Genomic DNA, 19,428 nt, shown 5'->3' with positions numbered 1-19,428 from the left:
TTAAGTTATTGTGTTTTTAAGTGTTTCAATTATTATGTTTGTAAGTTTTTTAGTTATTGTGTTCTTCAATTAATGGGGATTAACTTTTGAACATAAAATTTTACAACTTAATAACCTTATCACTTCATAACTGACAAACTATAAAGACAAAAAGTTCTTCAAAATCTGTTCTCCAATTCCAGCTGATTTTTCTGGATGAAATTGAGTCGCGTAAAAATTATCTTTATTTAAAGCCGCTGAATATTCTAGAATATAGTTGGTTTTCGCAATCGTATATTCTGAATTCTCACAATAAAAACTGTGAACATAATAGATGTCCGAGTTTTCTTCGATTCCGTTAAACAAAGACGTTTTTAAGTCATAAATGGTATTCCATCCCATATGTGGAACGATTTCCGTTGATGGAAATAATTTCACTTGAATGGGAAAAATTCCTAAACACTCTGTATTTCCTTCTTCCGAAAAAGCACACATCAATTGCTGACCTAAACAAATTCCTAACGTTGGTTGTTTTAAGTTTTGGATGATTTTATCTAATCCTTTTTCTTTTAGATAAGTCATGGCCGAACTCGCTTCTCCCACACCTGGAAAAATGACTTTGTCTGCATTTTGCAAGGTTTCAAAATCATCTGTAATTACCGCTTCGTAACCCAAACGAGTTACGGCATTGTAAACCGATTTTACATTTCCTGCGTTATATTTTACTATTGCTATCATATTATTTGAGTGGTTAAGTTTTTATGTTGATAAGTGTTTACGTTTGTAAGTTAATTTGTGGTTGGATTTTAAGTCTTAAACCAACAAATAACTTTATCACTTCATAACTTTACAACTTAAAAATTATTACAAAAGTCCTTTTGTTGATGGTAAAATCATTTTTTCTGGATCACGTTTTACCGCCACTTTAATCGCTTTCGCAAACGCTTTAAAAATCGCTTCGATTTTGTGGTGTTCGTTTGTTCCTTCCGCTTTGATATTTAAGTTCGATTTTGCACCGTCTGTAAACGATTTAAAGAAGTGATAGAACATTTCTGTTGGCATTTGACCAATCATTTCGCGTTTAAATTCCGCTTCCCAAACCAACCAGTTTCTTCCTCCAAAATCAATTGCCGCTTGCGCTAAACAATCATCCATTGGTAAAGTGAAACCATAGCGCTCGATCCCTAATTTATTTCCTAACGCTTGAGCAAAAACTTCACCTAACGCAATGGCTGTATCTTCAATTGTGTGGTGTTCGTCCACTTCTAAATCACCGTCCACCTTAATCACTAAATCCATTTGCCCGTGACGCGCAATTTGATCTAACATATGATCGAAAAAGTGGATTCCAGTCGAAATATCTGATTTCCCTGTTCCGTCTAAGTTTAAATCGATTTTAATATTTGTTTCGTTTGTGTTACGAACAATAGAAGCCGTACGATTTTGTAATTTTAAGAATTCGTAAATCTCTTTCCACGATGTTGTTTTTAATGCAATCGCTTCGTTTAAACCTTCGTTATCGTTGATTTCGTCTGCTCCTAATGCTTCGTCATTTGCAATAAAAATTCCTTTTGCTCCTAAATTCTGAGCTAATTTCACATCGGTAATTCGGTCTCCGATTACAAACGAATTTGCTAAATCGTATGCCGGATTGTTGATGTATTTAGTTAACATCGCAGTTCCAGGCTTGCGTGTCGGTGCATTTTCGTGTGCAAAAGTTTTATCGATGAAAATTGCTGAAAATTTTACTCCTTCGTTTTCAAATGCTTTTACTACGAAATTTTGAATCGGCCAGAATAATTCTTCAGGATTTGCCGGTGTTCCTAAACCATCTTGGTTCGTTACCATCGCTAATTCGTAATCCAATTCTTTGGCAATTTTCCCTAAATAAGTAAATGTTTCTGGATAGAATTCTAATTTCTCAAAGCTGTCCACTTGGTAGTCGGCTGGTTCTAGAATTAGGGTTCCGTCTCTATCTATAAAAAGTATTTTTTTCATTTTTTAGTTTGTAAGTGATTAGGTGATGAAGTTTTTAAGTTATTTTCTTTTGATATGTTTAATATAACCTGTAATCATTTTTCCAACTTCTTCACTTTTACTAATCAATATTTTGTATTCTTTTTCAGTTATATATTTCAAATCTCTAGAAAGTAAAAAGTAATACTTCAGTTCTTCTAAAGATGTATCCGAAATGTTATAAAAATGTATTTGATGAGCTTTCGTTTGTTTTTTATATCCTTCAACAATGTTTGCCGGAACAGAAACTGCACAACGTTTCATTTGACTCGATAAAGCAAAAATCTCTGATTTAGGAAATTTATCGACTGTTTTATACACTTCTAAAACTAGTTGATGCGCTTCTTTCCATAAATTTAAATCATAAACTAGGCCCATATTATTTGGTTTTAAGGTTTGATAGATATTAAGTTAAGGAAAATGTTTTTAAGTTGGTCAGTAGGTGTGTTATTAAGTTTGTAAGTTGTTTAGTTTGTATGTTTTTAAGTTGTACGGTTAGTAAGTTTTTAAGTTAGTAAGTTTAAATATTTAATAATCAGAGATAAAACCAACTTAGACACTCTACCACATAAACACTTAATCACTTACTAACTTAACCCCTTAAGTACTTGTACCAACTTCCCATTTTCCTCTTCCGTTCCAACAGTAATTCTCAAACAATTCTTACATAAATCGTCATTGTTACGGTTACGGATGACAATTCCTTTTTCAACCAATTTGTCGTAACGCTCGTTGGCATTATCCACTTTGATTAAGATAAAATTCGCATCACTTGGATAGATTTTTTCGACAAAAGAAATCTCCGTTAACGCATTTTCTAAAACTTCTTTTTGTTGAACAATCGTATTTGTTGCTGCTACCACTTTTTCGTAATCGCTTAAAATTTCAATCGCTTTTAATTGTGTCAATTGATTGATGTTATAAGGCGGTTTAATTTTATTTAAGACCTCTACAATTTCTTGAGAGGCATATAAAATTCCTAAACGAATTCCGGCTAAACCAACAGCTTTTGATAAAGTTTGCGTAACAATTACGTTTGGATAATTGTTGATCTCTTCGATCCAAGATGGTTCAGTTGCGAAATCAATATAGGCTTCATCGATAATTACCAATCCGTTGAAACTATTTACAATTTCTAAAATCGCTTCTCTTTTAATGATTTCTCCTGTTGGATTATTAGGTGAACACAAGAAAATCATTTTTGTATTTTCATCCACTTTCGAGAAAATATCTTCGATGTTGGGTTGAAAATCTGATTCGTTTAATAAGGATTTGCGGTATTCCACAGCGTTTAAATTGGCCAAAAAGATGTACATTCCGTAAGAAGGTGAAATCGCGATGACGTTATCTTGATTCGGTTCGCAAAACGCACGAAAAATTAAATCCAAAACTTCGTCGCTTCCATTGCCTAATAAAATCTGATCAGTAGGAAAATTTTTAATTTCACTTAAAATCGATTTTACTTTGCGTTGAAAAGGATCTGGATAGCGATTTAAACCATTGTTGAAAGGATTTTCGTTGGCATCTAAGAAAACGAAATCGTCATTAATATCTTGAAATTCGTCGCGCGCAGATGAATACGCTTTCATTGCTTTTACGTTGGGACGAATGATGTTATTTATGTTGAACATTTTATTTTAAGTTATTAAGTGTTTATGTTGACAGGTTTTTAAGTTGTTAAATGCTTATTTTGTTAGGTTTTTAAGTTATTTATACCGCAATTCTAAACCACTTAAAAACTTACTCACTTATCAAATTATTTCAAGTCTAATAATCTTAGCGTCACCGCATTTTTGTGTGCAAATAATTCTTCAGCCTCAGCCATTAATTCGATGGCCGGACCAATATTTAGAATTCCTTCTGCTGTCAATTTTTGAAACGTAATTTTCTTGATGAAACTATCTAAAGAAACTCCAGAATAATTTTTCGCATACCCATTTGTTGGCAAGGTATGATTGGTTCCGGAAGCATAATCTCCAGCCGATTCGCACGAATAGTTTCCTAGGAAAACAGAACCGGCATTGATGATATTTGGAATATAATCTTCAGCTGTTTCGCAAGCGAAAATTAAGTGCTCTGGTGCATAAATATTAGAAAAAGCTATACATTCTTCAATTGAATTAAGAACAATTCCTCTCGAATTTTCTAAAGCTTTTGCTGCTAATTCTCTTCTTGGTAAAAGTTCTATTTGAGATTGTAATTCAACAATTGTTTCTTTTAAAGTTTGCTGATTAGTTGTCAATAAAATCACTTGTGAGTCGATGCCGTGTTCAGCCTGAGAAAGTAAATCTGCTGCGACATATTTCGGAACCGAAGTTTCATCTGCGATTACTAAAACTTCGCTTGGACCCGCAGGCATATCGATTGCTACACCAAAATTTTGCGCAACTTGTTTGGCTGCCGTTACATATTGGTTTCCTGGACCGAAAATTTTATCCACTTTCTGAATCGTTTCTGTTCCAAAAGTTAATGCGCCAATGGCTTGAATTCCGCCAACTTTATATATTTTATCAATTCCGATTAAGTTGGCTGTATATAAAATCGCTGGGTGAATTTTACCTTCTTTGTTTGGAGGCGTACATAAAATAATGTTTTCGCATCTGGCTAATTTTGCAGGAATTCCTAACATCAAAGTAGTTGAAAATAATGGAGCTGTTCCACCTGGAATGTAGATTCCGACATTTTCGATTCCGCGTGATTCTCTCCAACAATTAACACCTTTAGTCGTTTCAATTACTTTAATTTCTTCGCGTTGTACGGCGTGAAATTTCTCGATGTTTGAAGCTGCTAATTGAATCGCTTTTTTTAAATCGTCCGAAATTAAAGCTTTGGCTTCTTCCATTTCTTCAACTGAAACTTCTAAGGAAGTTAATTGAACTTTATCGAATTGTTCGGTAAAGTCAATTAAGGCCTGATCTTTATCCAATTGAATTTTACCAAAAACATTTAAAACGAATTTTTGTAAATCTTGCGCTTCTTTCGTTGGGCGAGAAGTTAAAGCTGACCAATCTGAAAGTTGTGGGTTTATATAAGTTTGCATCTTTTTTAGTTTTTATGTTATAAAGTGTTTAAGTTTATAAGTCTTTAAGGTTTGTAAGTGTTTTTTATTCTTTATATAAATAACTACTTATGAACTTAACAACTTAAGCACATCAACACTATAAAATCATTTTCTCAATTTCCAATACTAAAATACCTTCAGCACCAGCAGCTTTTAATTGCTCGATGATGTCCCAAAAGGTATCTTCGTTAATCACCGAATGTACACTACTCCATCCTGATTCTGAAAGAGGCATAACTGTTGGCGATTTTAGAACTGGAAGAATATTACTTACCATTTCTATTTTATCGTTTGGAACATTCATTAAAATATACTTTGACTTTCTAGCTTTAAGAACAGATTCAATTCTAAACTGTAGTTTTTTTAATAGAGAAAATTTATCAAAATCGAGATTCTCACTAGAAATTAAAATAGCTTCGCTTTTGAGAATAGTTTCAAACTCTTTTAAATTATTTTTAAATAAAGTGTTTCCAGAAGAAACAATATCTACAATTGCGTCTGAAAGTCCAATGCTTGGTGCAATTTCTACAGAACCAGAAATTTCATGAATTTCGATATTTATATTTTTTGACTTAAAGAAGTTTAAAACCGTATTTGGATAAGAAGTAGCAATTTTTTTGTTCTCAAAATCATTTAAAGAATTGTATTGCGAAGATTTTGGAACAGCTACCGATAGTCTACATTTAGAAAAACCTAACTTTTGAAGAACAGGTAATTCCATCTCATTTTCTATTAATAAATTCTCACCTATTATGGCACAATCTACTACACCATCTTTAACATATTGAGGAATATCAGAGTTTCTTAAGAAGAAAATTTCTAATGGAAAGTTGCGAGCTTGTACACGAAGTTGATCAATACCATTATCAATTGAAACACCACAATCTTTAAGTAACTTAAGACTATCTTCGTTTAATCGTCCTGATTTTTGAATGGCTATTTTTAATGTATTCATTTTATTTTATATTTATAGGAGTACATCAAAAAAGCTAAAAAAAAGAAAACCCGTTTGATGTACTCAAACGGGATTTAGATATATTATTTGGCACAAGTCCATATCACAATCAGCTCGCTTGAGTGCAAGTATGATGGTGATGATGATGGAACTGAACTGTGTACATAATTTCTTTTTGTTGAGACAAATTTATAAAGGATATTTTAATTAGCAATGAAATTTTTAATGTTTAGAAAAAATAATTAAGAAGAATCTCATTTCTAATGTTATATTTTAAAATTTATAGTAATTAGGTTTTATTTTCTAAATATTTACTTTTTTATAAATTTTTGAATTGATTGGGAGTTGTCTGTATTAATGTTGATAAGATATACCCCATTTGACAAATGATGAATATCGATTTTATTGGAATCTTGTTGATTTAAAATTATTTTACCTGTTAAATCTGTAACGGTAACGGTTTTTATTTTTTCTGTAGTATTAATATTAATGTATGTTGAAGATGGATTTGGATAAATAGAAATAGGATTCTTGTTATTCTCTGTTAATCCTAAATTTTCTAAATCAATAATAGTTACATTATCTACAAAAAAACTTGAACCATAATTATCAAAACTAAAATCTACTTCGGTAATATCTTTATTCACATCATCTATAATTGTTTCTTGAATTTTTACATGATCTAAATAGTAAATAACTTTTTTTGCATTTAAATCGACTTCAGCTTTCACATTGTACCATTTTTTAGGTGTCCATGTACCAACTGTTACACTATTTTTCATGTGTTTGTATGCAATTTCTCCATCAAAGTAAAATATCAAACCACCAACCAAATCGAACTCATTGTTTTCGTTATAAAAGCCTAACATTTCATAATTTGAATTTTCAGTTTTCTCCAAATAAACATCAGCAGAAATAGTGTATTTACGATACTTTGCAATTGGATAAGCGATTCCACCCCAATTTCCTTCTTCTACTTCATCATTTATAACATATACAGAATTCGTTCCTTTGCTCGAAATTGTATTATTGACTTTAGAATTTTCATCAGAAACATATTCCCAATTGAACCAGTTTTTTTTGGTTGTTTAGATTTCCGATTGAAAAACCTTCAGATTCTTCAAAAGAAATATTTTGGTTTTGAGCATTAACATTTAATGATAATAGGGTTAAAGCCCCAACTAGTAAATTTTTCTTCGTATAAAATATTGTTTAATTAGCTGGCAAATATGATAATTTTATTTGAGTATAATTAAGGGGATTTTGTAAATAATCGTTAAGAATTTTGATGAAGTGGTTTGACATCAAAAACTTTATTTTATTTTTGTAGAGATTTATGTTAGAAAAGAAAGAAGCACAATACGAAAAGGTCGTTTTAGTTGGATTGATTACACGCGAACAATCCGAAGAAAAACTGACTGAATATATGGATGAATTGGAGTTCTTGGCGTATACAGCAGGAGCTACAGTTGGTGAACGTTTCACTCAAAAAATGGATCGTCCTGATTCTAAATTTTTTGTAGGAAGCGGGAAATTAGATGAAATTGCTGCATTTGTAGAGCAATATGACATTGATACAGTAATTTTTGATGATGAATTAACTCCTTCTCAGCTAAAAAATATTGAGAAAGTTGTCAATAAAAAAATTATTGATAGAACACAATTGATTCTGGATATTTTTGCACAAAGAGCGCAAACTTCTTATGCAAGAACTCAAGTAGAATTGGCTCAATACCAATATTTATTACCTCGTTTAACACGAATGTGGACGCACTTGGAGCGTCAGCGAGGTGGAATTGGAATGCGTGGTCCTGGAGAAACGGAAATCGAAACTGATAGACGTATTATTCGTGATCGTATTACATTACTGAAAGAAAAATTGAAAGGAATAGACAAGCAAATGGCGACTCAACGTAAAAATCGTGGTGCATTGGTGCGCGTAGCGTTGGTTGGTTATACCAATGTTGGAAAATCGACGTTGATGAATGTTTTGTCGAAGTCAGAAGTTTTTGCAGAAAACAAGTTATTTGCAACATTAGATACAACAGTTCGTAAAGTAGTGATTGGTAATTTACCTTTCTTGTTAACGGATACGGTTGGGTTTATTCGAAAATTGCCAACACAATTGGTAGAATCCTTTAAGTCGACATTGGATGAGGTTCGTGAAGCAGATTTATTGGTTCATGTCGTCGATATTTCACATGCAAGTTTTGAAGATCATGTTAATTCAGTGAATCAAATTTTAGCTGAAATTGATTCGAAAGAGAAGCCAACGATTATGGTTTTTAATAAAATTGATAATTTTTCTTATACGAAACAAGATGAAGATGATTTGTCTGAAAAGAAATTTGAAAACTATTCGTTAGAAGATTGGAAACGAACTTGGATGGCAAAAACGGATTATCCGACATTGTTTATTTCTGCTACAGAAAAAGATAATTTAGAAGAATTACGAAAAACGGTTTATGAAGAAGTAAAAGAACTTCACATGAAACGTTTTCCTTACAATAATTTCCTTTTTCAGTATTATGATGAGGATGAAGAGAGTGATTTGGAAGAATAACATAAAAAAAGATGGATTGATAAAATCCATCTTTTTTGGTTAAAGTATAATTTGTTTAAAACCTTTTTCTTGTAATTCGAAAAGATAAATAAATGCATTTGGTGTTGTTTGCACAAACTCTAAATATTGAGATTTATTTACACCTAATTTATTCATTGCAAATTCGCACGAAGTAAACTTAATTCCAGCTGCATTCGCTTTTTTCATCATTTCTTTTAGCTCATTATCTTCTGCTATATCCTTAACAGCAGCAGCAATCATCACAATTTCAAATGTTGATTTCGGATTGTTCTTTAACATTTCCTGACCAGTCATAATCGATGACATCAACATCATTTTGTTTTGTACCATAATTGCATATTTACCTTTCTTTTTCAGTTGGTACGATTGTTCAATTTGGTTGTTTTCAAGTTGTGTTGTGTTGGCTTGTGCTGTGAAAGTAGTTGCAAAAGCAAGCATAAAAACTATCTTCTTCATTTTTTTCTATTTACAATTAATTCAAAGGTAGGGTTTCGTTCCTTTTTTCGTTGTAACAAAAGTTACAGGCAATCAATTCAAAAAAATGTATCAGTTTTTTTGTGTTTACTTTAGAATTTTTTCATGTTATAACATGAAATTAAAATAGCTAATAGGTTTAAAGCAAAAAAAATCCTCTCATTTTTTTGAGAGGATTTCTTTATTATAATATTACATGACCTAATTTCGTCAATTTTTGATGATCCAAAAGTTTGATTTTTCGACCTTCAACTTCTATCAATTCATCTGTTTTAAATTCAGAAATTAATCGAATTGCAGATTCTGTTGCTGTTCCAATTAAATTTGCCATTTCTTCACGTGTTAAAGAAATATTGATGAAACCATCTTTATCAGTACCTAATTTGCCTTCTAATAAAATTAAAACTTCTGCCAATCGTTCGCGAACCGTTTTTTGAGCTAAATATGTAATTGTACGTGCATATTCTCCTAAATCTTTTGCGATTCGTTGTAGAATATTGAAGGCTAATTTTGGATTAATTTCCAGTAATTTTAAGAAGAATTTTTCTGGAATGTAATAAATTTCAATCGCAGTCATCGCAGTTGCAGATGCACCAAAAACTTCTTGACTTAAAATTGAACGATATCCTATGATGTCACCTTCGTTGATAAAGCGTAAAATTTGTTCTTTTCCGTTGAAACCAATCTTAAAAAGTTTTGCTGTCCCTTTCATCACACAGTAAATACCTTTTGGCGTATTTCCTTCCTGGATGATTTCGTCACCTTTTTTTAGATTCAAGATTTTTTTCTCTTGCTCGAACTCCAACAATTCTTCTTTACTAAAAACCCCAAAAGACTCTGGGTTATCAAACATCGCTTTAATCGATACTACATTCTCATTAAACTCTGACATATCTTATTGTTATGACTTAATTCATACAAAGTTAACGTTAATTCTGATAAAAGGAAAGTAATTTTGTAAAATAGTATGGAAGAGAATTGTTTTCACTGTGGTCAACGGATTGAAGAAGAGGTTATTCAGTTCGATGAAAAGGATTTTTGTTGTCAGGGTTGTAAAACGGTTTACGAGATTTTAAACGTAAATAACTTGAAAGATTATTACGATCTTAATCGTAATGCAGGTTTGCGTCCTGATGGAAAAAGTAATCATCAATTTGATTTCTTAAACACAAAAGAAATCTTTGATAAAGTTGTAGATTTTTCTGATGATGGCGTTACAGTTGTCTCCTTTTATGTACCTGTAATGCACTGTACTTCCTGTGTTTGGTTGTTAGAGAGTTTGGATACAATCAACCCAAATATCATTTCTTCTAATGTTAATTTTACTCAAAAAACTGTTCAGATTACTTATCGAGATGCGAATTTGAAATTAGGAGATTTAGCACGATTAATTACAAATCTTGGGTACAAACCATCTATTAATCTAAAAACATTAGATAAAAAGAATAAAAGCAAAGTCGATCGCTCTTTGGTGAGTAAATTGGTAATTGCAGGTTTCTGTTTTGGAAATATAATGCTTCTATCGTTCCCTGAATATGTAGAGGTTTTTGGAGAAGTAAAAGAACAATGGTTAGAAGAAAATAAAGGATATTTCCGCTGGACTATGTTCGCGTTGTCTTTGCCTGTTTTCTTTTATTCTTCTACTGATTACTTTGTTTCTGCTTGGCAAGGTTTGAAAAATAAATACATCAATATCGATGTACCTATAGCTTTGGGGATAATCGTGATTATGTTCAAATCTACTTATGATATCATTTTCGATATTTCGCCCGGTTATTTCGATACATTAGCAATGTTATTGTTTTTGATGTTAACAGGAAAATGGTTTCAGCAACAAACGATGCAAGCGTTAGCATTTGATAGAGATTATAAGTCATTTTACCCTATTGCAGTTGCGAAGTTAGAAGATGGATATGAACAACCTATTTTGTTGGCTGATTTAAAAAAAGGTGATCGAATATTAATCAGAAATGAAGAAATCATCCCAGCTGATGCTATTTTAATGAAAGGAGAAGCGATGATCGATAACTCGTTTGTGACAGGAGAAGCGCGTTTGATTCCTAAAAAAGCTGGAGATAAGATATTTGCAGGAGGTAAGCAGTCTGGTCATGCCATCGAATTAGAAATTATTTCGGATGTTAATCAAAGTTATTTAACCCAACTTTGGAACAATGATGCTTTTCAAAAAGAAGAATCAGAATTAAATGCATTAACCAATAAGATTAGTCATTATTTTACGTTAATTATTCTGATTATTACAGCAATTTCAGCTGTTTATTGGTATTATCACGATTCTTCTAAAATTTTAGAAGTAGTCACATCTATTCTTATTATTGCCTGTCCTTGTGCGTTAGGATTGTCCTCGCCGTTTATTTTGGGACATATGATGCGTATTTTCGGTAACAAAAAGTTTTATGTAAAAAACACATCGACTGTAGAAAGAATGGAAAAAATTACGGATGTAGTTTTTGACAAGACTGGAACAATTACAGAAAGTGACGAAGCGCAAGTACAATACGAAGGAAAAGAATTATCCGATTATCAGAAACAATTGGTAAAAGCATTAATCAGAAATTCAAATCACCCGCTTAGTCGTACGTTGTATAAAAAACTAAATGTTGACGATCATTTGCCGATTTCTAATTACGAAGAAATAGTTGGGAAAGGTCAACAAGCAGAAGTAGATGGGCGTCAATTAAAAGTTGGGTCGAGAAGTTTTACCAATGCAATTTTTAATGAAAATAGATTAAATCAATCTCAAGTTTTTATATCAATTGATGGAGAAGTTTTTGGTAAATTTGTCTATACAAATCGATACCGAAAAGGATTGGATGGTATATTGAAAGAGTTGGATGCATATCAATTGCATGTTTTGTCAGGGGATAATGATTCTGAAAAAGAATATTTAGAAACGATTTTTCCATCAAATGCAAAATTGATTTTTAATCAATCACCAACGGATAAATTAGAATACATCAAACAATTGGAAGAAGATGGAAAAAAAGTGATGATGCTTGGAGATGGATTAAATGATGCTGGAGCTTTGAAACAAAGTACAGTTGGGATTTCAATCTCTGAAGATATTAACAGTTTTTCACCTTCATGTGACGGAATTTTGGATGCGAGAAGTTTTTCGGCTATTCCAAACTTTTTGAAATTAGCAAAGACAACAATGAAATTTGTAAAAATTGCATTTTTTATTAGTTTCTTATACAATATAGTTGGGCTTAGTTTTGCCGTTTCTGGATATTTACAACCAGTCGTAGCAGCGATTTTAATGCCAATAAGTTCTATTTCAGTGTTAATTTTTGCTACGGCAAGCACACGAATTGCAGATAAAATAACGAAATGGAATTTAGACTGATTTTAAATTACGTATATACATACTGCTCTGACCAAAATCATTGTGATAAGAACTTAGGGCTTTGTAATTTTGTGGAGCTATGGGGATATTATTATTAATGATATTGGTTAGTGTCTCTTTGGGGGCAATTTTCCTTCTATTATTCTTTATGGGATATAAAAAGGGACAGTTTGACGAAGATGAATCTCCAGCAGTGAGAATGTTAAAAGATGATAAAAAAACACAAGATAAAATCGACTCATAATGCAAATGCAGACTTTTAGTTACGACAATAAGATCGTAAAGTATTTCCTTTATGCCACATTGTTTTGGGCAGTTATGGCATTTTTCTTTGGAGTATTGGTTGCAACTTTGTTGTTTTTTCCTACGTTACCAGAATACATCTTCGGATCGGATGATGGTACAATTGGAGGAAATATTCAAGGTTTAATCAACTCGCAAGGAACACTTGGTTTTGGTAGGTTAAGAATGATACACACAACTTTCGCGGTATTCGCCTTTGTTGGTAACTCGTTCTTTACCGGAGCTTATTATTCAATGCAAAGATTGTTGAAAACCAGAATGTACAGCGACGTTTTAAGCTGGATCGTTTTCTGGGGATGGCAATTATTTATTGTATTATCATTTGTTACATTTATCTTAGGATACAACACTTCTAAAGAGTATGCTGAGCATGAATGGCCAATTGATATTTTAATCGCGCTAGTTTGGGTGTTGTTCGGAGCACAAATGTTCTTAACAATTGCTAAACGTCGTGTACGTCACTTGTACGTAGCTATTTGGTTCTACATCGGAACTTGGGCAGCTATTACAATGCTACACGTATTTAATAACTTAGAAATTCCAGTGACTTTTAGCTTAACAGCTCCAAAGTCTTACTCATTATATTCTGGAGTTCAAGACGCGTTAGTGCAATGGTGGTACGGACACAATGCTGTAGCATTCTTCTTAACAACTCCTATTTTAGGATTAATGTATTACTTTGTACCAAAAGCAGCAAATAGACCTGTATTCTCATACAAGTTATCTATTGTTCACTTCTGGTCATTGATTTTCATTTATATCTGGGCTGGACCTCACCACTTGCTTTATACAGCATTACCAGGTTGGGCACAAGCTTTAGGAACAGGATTCTCTATCATGTTAATCGCTCCATCTTGGGGAGGTATGTTAAATGGTTTATTAACATTACGTGGTGCATGGGATAAAGTAAGAGAAAATCCAATCTTGAAATTCTTCGTAGTTGCTTTAACTTGTTATGGTATGGCTACCTTCGAAGGACCGTTATTAGCAACAAAAACTTTAAATAAAATTGGTCACTTTACAGACTGGGTTCCTGCTCACGTACACGTAGGTACTTTAGGATGGAATGGATTTATCGCTTTTGGTATGATCTATTACTTAGTACCAAAGTTATTTGGAACTAAATTAGCATCTGTCAAGATGGCAAATGCACACTTCTGGATTGGTACTTTCGGTATCTTATTCTGGGTAATTCCTATGTATGTTGCAGGTTGGACACAAGGTTTAATGTGGAAACAATTCGCAGCTGACGGAACATTAGAATATGGTAACTTCTTACAAACAGTTACAATTCTTAAACAATGGTTATATCCATTACGTGCATTTGGAGGAACATTATATTTGATTGGATCAATTTTAATGGTTATTAATGTTTGGAAAACTGTAAAATCAGGAAGCTTTATTGCGAATGAAGAAGCAGAAGCTCCTGCATTAGCACCAAAAACAGCTTCACGTACACAAGGAGAAGGAGTACACTCTTGGATAGAAAGAACTCCTATCGTTTTAACAATCGGAGCTGTGTTAACTTTAGCTGTTGGTGGTTTAGTAGAGATTGTACCTACAATTGTAGTAAAATCTAACGTACCTACAATTTCAAGTGTAAAACCATATACACCTTTAGAGTTAGAAGGACGTGATTTATATATTAGAGAAGGTTGTAACGCTTGTCACACTCAGATGATTCGTCCGTTTAGAGACGAGGTAAAACGTTATGGAGAATACTCTAAAGCAGGAGAATTTGTTTACGATTATCCATTCTTATGGGGATCAAAAAGAACAGGTCCAGACTTGCACCGTGAAGGAGGTAAAAATCCAGATGCTTGGCATTACAAACACATGTGGAATCCACGTTCTACATCAGACGGATCTATCATGCCTCGTTACCCATGGTTAATCGAAAATAAATTAGACCGTGAGTTAACGCGTGATAAAATGAAATCTATGGTTGCATTAGGAGTTCCTTATGAACAAGAAGATTTTGATAGTATGCAAGTTTCTATGAACAAACAAGCATTAGCGATCGAAACAAGTATCTTTAAAGATGCTAATGATTTGAAAGACTTATATGCTAAAAAAGAAGCTGAAGCTAAAGCTGAAGGAAAAGAGTTTGTTCCGTTAAGAGACCGTGAGATTACTGCATTAATTGCGTATTTACAACGTTTAGGAACAGATATCAGTGCTGAACAAGTAGAGACAGCGAGTAACTAATGTTAAAATATTATAAAGAATTCCTTTCTCAGTATGAGTATGCATCTTTGTTGCAGACATTAATCCTAATAGGATTTATGGCAATCTTTATAACAGTATTTGTTAAGGTTATGAAAAAACCAAAAGATTTTTATAAAGATAACGAGTCTGCAGCTTTAGATTTAGAACCAGAAGAGAACGAAAAAAATAATACAAAATGAGACAACGTACCCCGGCCTATATATTTATCCCATTAACGCTATTAGCTATAATCTTAGCGTTTACAATGGTTACGCCAGTAGATGTGGTGCCAGAACCAGGTTTTCAAGGAATGGTAAACAATTTACTTGAACATTTAAAACATGTGTTCGCACAAGGAATTTTCTGGGCAGTATTAGCAATTGCAACGGTAATGCTTTTAATTATTAATGCTTTGAACAAAGTAATCGAAGCAGAAAGATTCAAAAGATTATCAGAAGTAGAACAAGCACAGTATTTAGAAGAAGGAAAAATAGGTTATTTCAAACGCTTATTTAGTTCAGCTGCTAAAAAACAATCTGATAAAGAAGAAGAGTCTATCATCTTAGATCATGGTTTTGACGGAATCAAAGAGTTAGACAATGCTTTACCACAATGGTGGTTATCATTATTCTATTTCGGTATTGTATTTATGGTTGTTTATGTAATGGCATATAGTTTTACAGACTTCGCTCACATGGACAAAGAATACGAAGAAGAAATGGTTTATAAAGATAAAGTGGATAGTATTTGGGCAGTTCAAAATGATATTGACATCACAGGTGCTATTGATAAATCGAATGATCCAGCGATTGTAGAACAAGGAAAAAAATTATTCGATCAAAACTGTACTCAATGTCACATGCAAGATGGTATTGGAGGTATTGGACCAAACTTAACAGATGATTACTGGGTGAATCATGTTGAAGATAGTTTATTCAAAAATATCTATCACATTATTTATGATGGATCTCCACAAAATCCTCAGATGCGTGCATTCGGACAACGTAAAGAGTTATCTGGTTTAGCAATCGAGAAAATTGCTTCTTATGTGTACTACATCAACCAAAAAGAAGCTACTAAGACAGTTGCTGAAGGTGCAGCTGCTCCACAAGGAGATTTAGTAGAATCTTGGAAGCAAAAGTAATTAACAACAAATAATTACAACAAATATCATATTGAAAGAGAGCTTATTTATAGGCTCTCTTTTCATTTTTAGTCGTAAATTTGTATACATTTAAAATTCACGACAATGAGTGTTCAAAATTCTGACCCAAAAGATGAATTTAATTTAAACGATTATTTGGAGGATAATAACCAAATGAACGAAGACGTTCGTACTTCCATTGGAACAATGGAAAGAACAGGAGAACGAAAATGGGTATATCCTAAAAAACCAAAAGGTAAGTTTACTAATTATAGGACATACGTTAGTTATGTATTGTTAGCAATATTAATCTTAACACCCTTTTTTAAATTACCAAACGGAAATCCTTTGTTCAAATTTGATGTCTTACAAAGTCAATTCATTTTATTCGGTTTCCCTTTCTTTACCTCAGACTTTTTCTTGTTAGCTATCGGAATGATTACGACCATTATTTTTATCGTATTATTTACCATGGCTTATGGACGGTTGTTTTGTGGTTGGGTATGTCCCCAAACAATATTCTTGGAAATGGTTTTCCGAAAAATAGAATATGCCATAGAAGGTGACAGAGCAAAACAAATGAGATTAGATAAACAAGAATGGGACGAAGAAAAAATTCGTAAAAAACTATTAAAATGGACCATCTTCGCTATCATTTCATTTATCATAGCAAATGTATTCTTAGCTTACATTATTGGAGCAGATGCTTTATACGCAGTTATTCTTGACGGTCCAGCAGAACATATCGGGACATTGATTGGATTAGTTATCTTTTCTGGAATGTTTTACTTTGTATTTGCATGGTTCCGAGAACAAGCTTGTACGTTGGTTTGCCCTTACGGACGTTTTCAAGGTGTACTTATTGATTCGCATACAATTAATGTAACATATGATTTCAAACGTGGTGAATCTACAGCTGGACGTGCAAAATTCAAAAAGAATGAAGATCGTAAAGCTGCTGGAAAAGGAGATTGTATCGACTGTGGACAATGTGTAGTTGTTTGCCCAACTGGTATTGATATCCGTAACGGAATCCAATTAGAATGTGTCAACTGTACAGCTTGTATCGATGCATGTGACGAAGTAATGGTAAAAGTTGGTTTACCAACAGGATTGATTCGTTATGCTTCTGAAGATGATATCAAACGTGGAGAGAAATTCAAATTCTCAAAACGTTTAGCAGCTTACACATTTGCCTTGTTATTATTGATTGGTGCTATGACAGCTTTCCTTTTCTCTCGTTCAGATGTAGAGTCTAAATACCTAAAAGTACCAGGAACAGATTATAAAGTAGAAGGTCAATATTACGTCAATCAATTTGAATATACATTATACAACAAAACAAATGCCGACCAAATTGTATCAATAGAATTATTATCACACAAAGATTCAAAAGTAGAAATGTACGAAGGTGTTAATAAATTGAACATGGAAAAAGGTCAAATCATTCAAGGGAAATTCTTCTTGAAAATTCCAACAAATGAAGTAAAATCGTACAAAGAAAAAGTGGTCATTGGATTGATCAATCAAAAAGGAAAAGTAATCGATAAATACGAAACGAGCTTCTCAGCTCCATTCAAATATTAATAAATATGAAGTTAAATTGGGGACATTATGTAGCAATTGCCTTAGGATGTTTTATGACATTTATCCTATCATTGCTATATTTTGCAGGAGATACAGGCGGAATGGTAACGGAAAATTACTACGAAAAAGAAATACATTTTCAAGACGAAATCAACGCAGAGAAACGTGCAAATGCTTTAGCCGAAAAGCCAGAAGTAATTGTACAAGCAAATGGACTTTTGTTTCAATTTCCAGCAACTACTGCGGCAGATTTTAAAGGAGATATTTTTTTGATGCGAAACGCAGACGAAACTAAAGATATCAAAACTAACATCAGATTATCTGACCGAAAAAATTTCTTAATACCTTCTGTTAAGTTAATAGACGGAGAATACGAATTAACATTAAGTTGGAAGGAAAATAATCAAACATACTTGATTAAAAAGTCCATTCGATGGATCTCACAATAGTTATCATAGCATTATCTATAGGTCTTACATCGTCCCTGCATTGCGTAGGGATGTGCGGACCTATTGCTTTATCTTTGGGATTAGAATCCCAAGACAAACTAAAATTTACACTTCGCAATCTCACTTATCAATTGGGACGTGTAACCACTTACACGATTTTAGGCGCAATTTTAGGACTAATTGGCGAATCATTTACATTTGTGGGTTTACAAAACTACCTAAGTATATTGATTGGTGTGTTAATGATTATTATGGTCATGATTCCGAAATTCTACGAAAACGGAGCATCTCAGCTTCGTCCTGTAAATGCCTTGATGGTAAAAGTAAAAATCTCTCTTGGTAAATTCTTAATCAAGAAAGATTCTTCCTCACTTTATATAGTTGGTTTATTAAATGGCTTATTACCTTGCGGAATGGTTTACGCCTCTTTAACTGCAGCCATCGGTTTAGGAACGGTTTACAAAAGCGCCATGTTCATGTTCTTCTTCGGATTAGGAACATTACCACTAATGTTTGCTACCGTTTTATTTGGTAATTTTTTATCAGTCAAACAACGACAAACTATCTTAAAAATCTTACCAATCATCACCTTAATACTTGGTGTTTTATTTATTCTTCGCGGATTAGAATTAGATATTCCGTTTATCTCGCCAGCCAAAGAAGCACTTCAGTTAAATGGAATGGATGAGCATTGTATGTAGAACTTTATTGATTTTCTTAGAGGATTTTATTTATTTTGTATTTACTATGTTGTTTTATATTTAAATAAGCTTATTTTAGCTTTATTTATATAAATAAGTAATTAAAAATGAATAGTTTTTATTTTAAGAATGGATTGGTTATTGTTTTTATTCTTTTATCTAATTTAGGATTTGGGCAGTCGAAAGAAATTAAAATCAAGTTTATAGGAAATTGTGGATTTCATATGACAGATGGAATAAATAATTTTTATATAGATTTTCCATATAAATCAGGAGCTCACAACTATATGAAATATGATGATAAAGAAATTGAAGAGGTTAAGAATAAATCTATTTTTATTTTTACACATAAACATTCAGATCATTATTCTAAAAAAATTGTGAAAAGATATAATGGACAGAAGTTCGGTCCTTGGAATATTAGCAAATTAGTGAAGTTACATGAGTCAATTCCAAATTTTGAAATTAAAGCTTTTAAGACAAAACATAAAGTTTTTGGTATTTCGTTTAAACATTATTCATATTTAATTAAATGGCATAATAAGAAGATTTATATTTCTGGTGATACAGGAGATTTAGATGATTTAGCTAAAATAAAAAATG

19 protein-coding genes are annotated in these 19,428 nt (G+C 32.5%); 10 read left to right on the top strand and 9 right to left on the bottom strand.

Annotated features, from left to right (window positions below):
* Positions 1-138: 138 nt before the first annotated feature.
* The 7 genes from hisH to Q0616_RS05335 all read right to left on the bottom strand — a co-directional run bounded on the left by hisH (position 139) and on the right by Q0616_RS05335 (position 6,880).
* A complete protein-coding gene (gene hisH, locus Q0616_RS05365) occupies positions 139-717 on the bottom strand; it encodes an imidazole glycerol phosphate synthase subunit HisH (protein ID WP_260541864.1) in 579 nt (192 codons plus the stop codon).
* Between the two features lie 126 nt (positions 718-843).
* Entirely contained in the window at positions 844-1,977 is a 1,134-nt protein-coding gene (hisB, locus tag Q0616_RS05360) for a bifunctional histidinol-phosphatase/imidazoleglycerol-phosphate dehydratase HisB (protein WP_260541866.1), read from the bottom strand.
* Positions 1,978-2,016: 39 nt separating this feature from the next.
* Positions 2,017-2,373 (bottom strand): four helix bundle protein, encoded by a 357-nt coding sequence (locus tag Q0616_RS05355; RefSeq protein WP_298775620.1) that lies wholly within the window; start codon positions 2,371-2,373, stop codon positions 2,017-2,019.
* Between the two features lie 209 nt (positions 2,374-2,582).
* The gene (hisC, locus tag Q0616_RS05350) at positions 2,583-3,626 is read right to left on the bottom strand and encodes a histidinol-phosphate transaminase (RefSeq protein ID WP_260541868.1); all 1,044 of its coding nucleotides are present in this window, start codon (positions 3,624-3,626) and stop codon (positions 2,583-2,585) included.
* Positions 3,627-3,751: 125 nt separating this feature from the next.
* Positions 3,752-5,035 carry a histidinol dehydrogenase gene (hisD, locus tag Q0616_RS05345; protein ID WP_260541869.1) on the bottom strand — a complete coding sequence of 428 codons (1,284 nt, stop codon included), beginning with the start codon at positions 5,033-5,035 and terminating at the stop codon, positions 3,752-3,754.
* Positions 5,036-5,153: 118 nt separating this feature from the next.
* A complete protein-coding gene (gene hisG / locus Q0616_RS05340; protein WP_260541870.1) occupies positions 5,154-6,011 on the bottom strand; it encodes an ATP phosphoribosyltransferase in 858 nt (285 codons plus the stop codon).
* A 311-nt stretch (positions 6,012-6,322) separates the two neighbouring features.
* On the bottom strand, positions 6,323-6,880 hold the full coding sequence (locus Q0616_RS05335; RefSeq protein WP_260541871.1) for a T9SS type A sorting domain-containing protein: 558 nt from the start codon (positions 6,878-6,880) through the stop codon (positions 6,323-6,325).
* Positions 6,881-7,347: 467 nt separating this feature from the next.
* On the opposite strand from Q0616_RS05335, the gene hflX reads away from it, so the two are divergent.
* Positions 7,348-8,574, top strand: coding sequence for a GTPase HflX (gene hflX / locus Q0616_RS05330; protein WP_298775613.1), 1,227 nt, complete (start codon positions 7,348-7,350; stop codon positions 8,572-8,574).
* Positions 8,575-8,613: 39 nt separating this feature from the next.
* On the opposite strand, the gene Q0616_RS05325 is transcribed toward hflX, so the two are convergent.
* Together Q0616_RS05325 and Q0616_RS05320 are read right to left on the bottom strand one after the other, a co-directional pair.
* Positions 8,614-9,051: a DsrE family protein gene (locus Q0616_RS05325; RefSeq protein ID WP_171623840.1), complete on the bottom strand. Its 438-nt coding sequence runs from the start codon at positions 9,049-9,051 to the stop codon at positions 8,614-8,616.
* A 202-nt stretch (positions 9,052-9,253) separates the two neighbouring features.
* Positions 9,254-9,961: a Crp/Fnr family transcriptional regulator gene (locus tag Q0616_RS05320; RefSeq protein ID WP_171623841.1), complete on the bottom strand. Its 708-nt coding sequence runs from the start codon at positions 9,959-9,961 to the stop codon at positions 9,254-9,256.
* Positions 9,962-10,036: 75 nt separating this feature from the next.
* Between Q0616_RS05320 and Q0616_RS05315 the strand changes: the two genes are divergently transcribed.
* From Q0616_RS05315 to Q0616_RS05275, 9 genes are all read left to right on the top strand, one after another.
* Positions 10,037-12,433 (top strand): heavy metal translocating P-type ATPase metal-binding domain-containing protein, encoded by a 2,397-nt coding sequence (locus Q0616_RS05315; RefSeq protein WP_286483590.1) that lies wholly within the window; start codon positions 10,037-10,039, stop codon positions 12,431-12,433.
* Positions 12,434-12,512: 79 nt separating this feature from the next.
* Complete coding sequence (gene ccoS, locus Q0616_RS05310; protein ID WP_171623843.1) at positions 12,513-12,677, top strand: cbb3-type cytochrome oxidase assembly protein CcoS; 165 nt, start codon at positions 12,513-12,515, stop codon at positions 12,675-12,677.
* The gene (ccoO, locus tag Q0616_RS05305; protein ID WP_171623844.1) at positions 12,677-14,944 is read left to right on the top strand and encodes a cytochrome-c oxidase, cbb3-type subunit II; all 2,268 of its coding nucleotides are present in this window, start codon (positions 12,677-12,679) and stop codon (positions 14,942-14,944) included. The genes ccoS and ccoO overlap by 1 nt, the downstream gene beginning before the upstream one ends.
* A complete protein-coding gene (locus Q0616_RS05300; protein WP_225542690.1) occupies positions 14,944-15,144 on the top strand; it encodes a cbb3-type cytochrome c oxidase subunit 3 in 201 nt (66 codons plus the stop codon). The genes ccoO and Q0616_RS05300 overlap by 1 nt, the downstream gene beginning before the upstream one ends.
* The gene (locus tag Q0616_RS05295) at positions 15,141-16,088 is read left to right on the top strand and encodes a cbb3-type cytochrome c oxidase N-terminal domain-containing protein (RefSeq protein WP_188319281.1); all 948 of its coding nucleotides are present in this window, start codon (positions 15,141-15,143) and stop codon (positions 16,086-16,088) included. The genes Q0616_RS05300 and Q0616_RS05295 overlap by 4 nt, the downstream gene beginning before the upstream one ends.
* Positions 16,089-16,193: 105 nt before the next feature.
* Positions 16,194-17,675, top strand: a complete 1,482-nt coding sequence (gene ccoG / locus Q0616_RS05290) for a cytochrome c oxidase accessory protein CcoG (RefSeq protein WP_225540324.1) — start codon at positions 16,194-16,196, stop codon at positions 17,673-17,675.
* Between the two features lie 5 nt (positions 17,676-17,680).
* Positions 17,681-18,124 (top strand): FixH family protein, encoded by a 444-nt coding sequence (locus Q0616_RS05285; RefSeq protein WP_188319280.1) that lies wholly within the window; start codon positions 17,681-17,683, stop codon positions 18,122-18,124.
* The gene (locus tag Q0616_RS05280) at positions 18,109-18,825 is read left to right on the top strand and encodes a sulfite exporter TauE/SafE family protein (RefSeq protein WP_284583155.1); all 717 of its coding nucleotides are present in this window, start codon (positions 18,109-18,111) and stop codon (positions 18,823-18,825) included. The genes Q0616_RS05285 and Q0616_RS05280 overlap by 16 nt, the downstream gene beginning before the upstream one ends.
* A gap of 107 nt (positions 18,826-18,932) precedes the next feature.
* Positions 18,933-19,428: hypothetical protein (locus Q0616_RS05275; protein ID WP_298775596.1), on the top strand; the 496-nt coding region annotated here is incomplete at its 3' end.

The sequence above is a fragment of the uncultured Empedobacter sp. genome, assembly GCF_937930195.1.
GTDB classification, from domain to species: domain Bacteria; phylum Bacteroidota; class Bacteroidia; order Flavobacteriales; family Weeksellaceae; genus Empedobacter; species Empedobacter stercoris.
Note: the sequence above shows the minus strand (reverse complement) of the source record. Positions and strands in the feature narration are given on the sequence as shown.

Coding starts and splice junctions, on each gene's coding strand:
- hisH (WP_260541864.1), bottom strand. CDS start 717: ATGATAGCAATAGTAAAATATAACGCAGGAAATGTAAAATCGGTTTAC.
- hisB (WP_260541866.1), bottom strand. CDS start 1,977: ATGAAAAAAATACTTTTTATAGATAGAGACGGAACCCTAATTCTAGAA.
- Q0616_RS05355 (WP_298775620.1), bottom strand. CDS start 2,373: ATGGGCCTAGTTTATGATTTAAATTTATGGAAAGAAGCGCATCAACTA.
- hisC (WP_260541868.1), bottom strand. CDS start 3,626: ATGTTCAACATAAATAACATCATTCGTCCCAACGTAAAAGCAATGAAA.
- hisD (WP_260541869.1), bottom strand. CDS start 5,035: ATGCAAACTTATATAAACCCACAACTTTCAGATTGGTCAGCTTTAACT.
- hisG (WP_260541870.1), bottom strand. CDS start 6,011: ATGAATACATTAAAAATAGCCATTCAAAAATCAGGACGATTAAACGAA.
- Q0616_RS05335 (WP_260541871.1), bottom strand. CDS start 6,880: ATGTTAGGCTTTTATAACGAAAACAATGAGTTCGATTTGGTTGGTGGT.
- hflX (WP_298775613.1), top strand. CDS start 7,348: ATGTTAGAAAAGAAAGAAGCACAATACGAAAAGGTCGTTTTAGTTGGA.
- Q0616_RS05325 (WP_171623840.1), bottom strand. CDS start 9,051: ATGAAGAAGATAGTTTTTATGCTTGCTTTTGCAACTACTTTCACAGCA.
- Q0616_RS05320 (WP_171623841.1), bottom strand. CDS start 9,961: ATGTCAGAGTTTAATGAGAATGTAGTATCGATTAAAGCGATGTTTGAT.
- Q0616_RS05315 (WP_286483590.1), top strand. CDS start 10,037: ATGGAAGAGAATTGTTTTCACTGTGGTCAACGGATTGAAGAAGAGGTT.
- ccoS (WP_171623843.1), top strand. CDS start 12,513: ATGGGGATATTATTATTAATGATATTGGTTAGTGTCTCTTTGGGGGCA.
- ccoO (WP_171623844.1), top strand. CDS start 12,677: ATGCAAATGCAGACTTTTAGTTACGACAATAAGATCGTAAAGTATTTC.
- Q0616_RS05300 (WP_225542690.1), top strand. CDS start 14,944: ATGTTAAAATATTATAAAGAATTCCTTTCTCAGTATGAGTATGCATCT.
- Q0616_RS05295 (WP_188319281.1), top strand. CDS start 15,141: ATGAGACAACGTACCCCGGCCTATATATTTATCCCATTAACGCTATTA.
- ccoG (WP_225540324.1), top strand. CDS start 16,194: ATGAGTGTTCAAAATTCTGACCCAAAAGATGAATTTAATTTAAACGAT.
- Q0616_RS05285 (WP_188319280.1), top strand. CDS start 17,681: ATGAAGTTAAATTGGGGACATTATGTAGCAATTGCCTTAGGATGTTTT.
- Q0616_RS05280 (WP_284583155.1), top strand. CDS start 18,109: ATGGATCTCACAATAGTTATCATAGCATTATCTATAGGTCTTACATCG.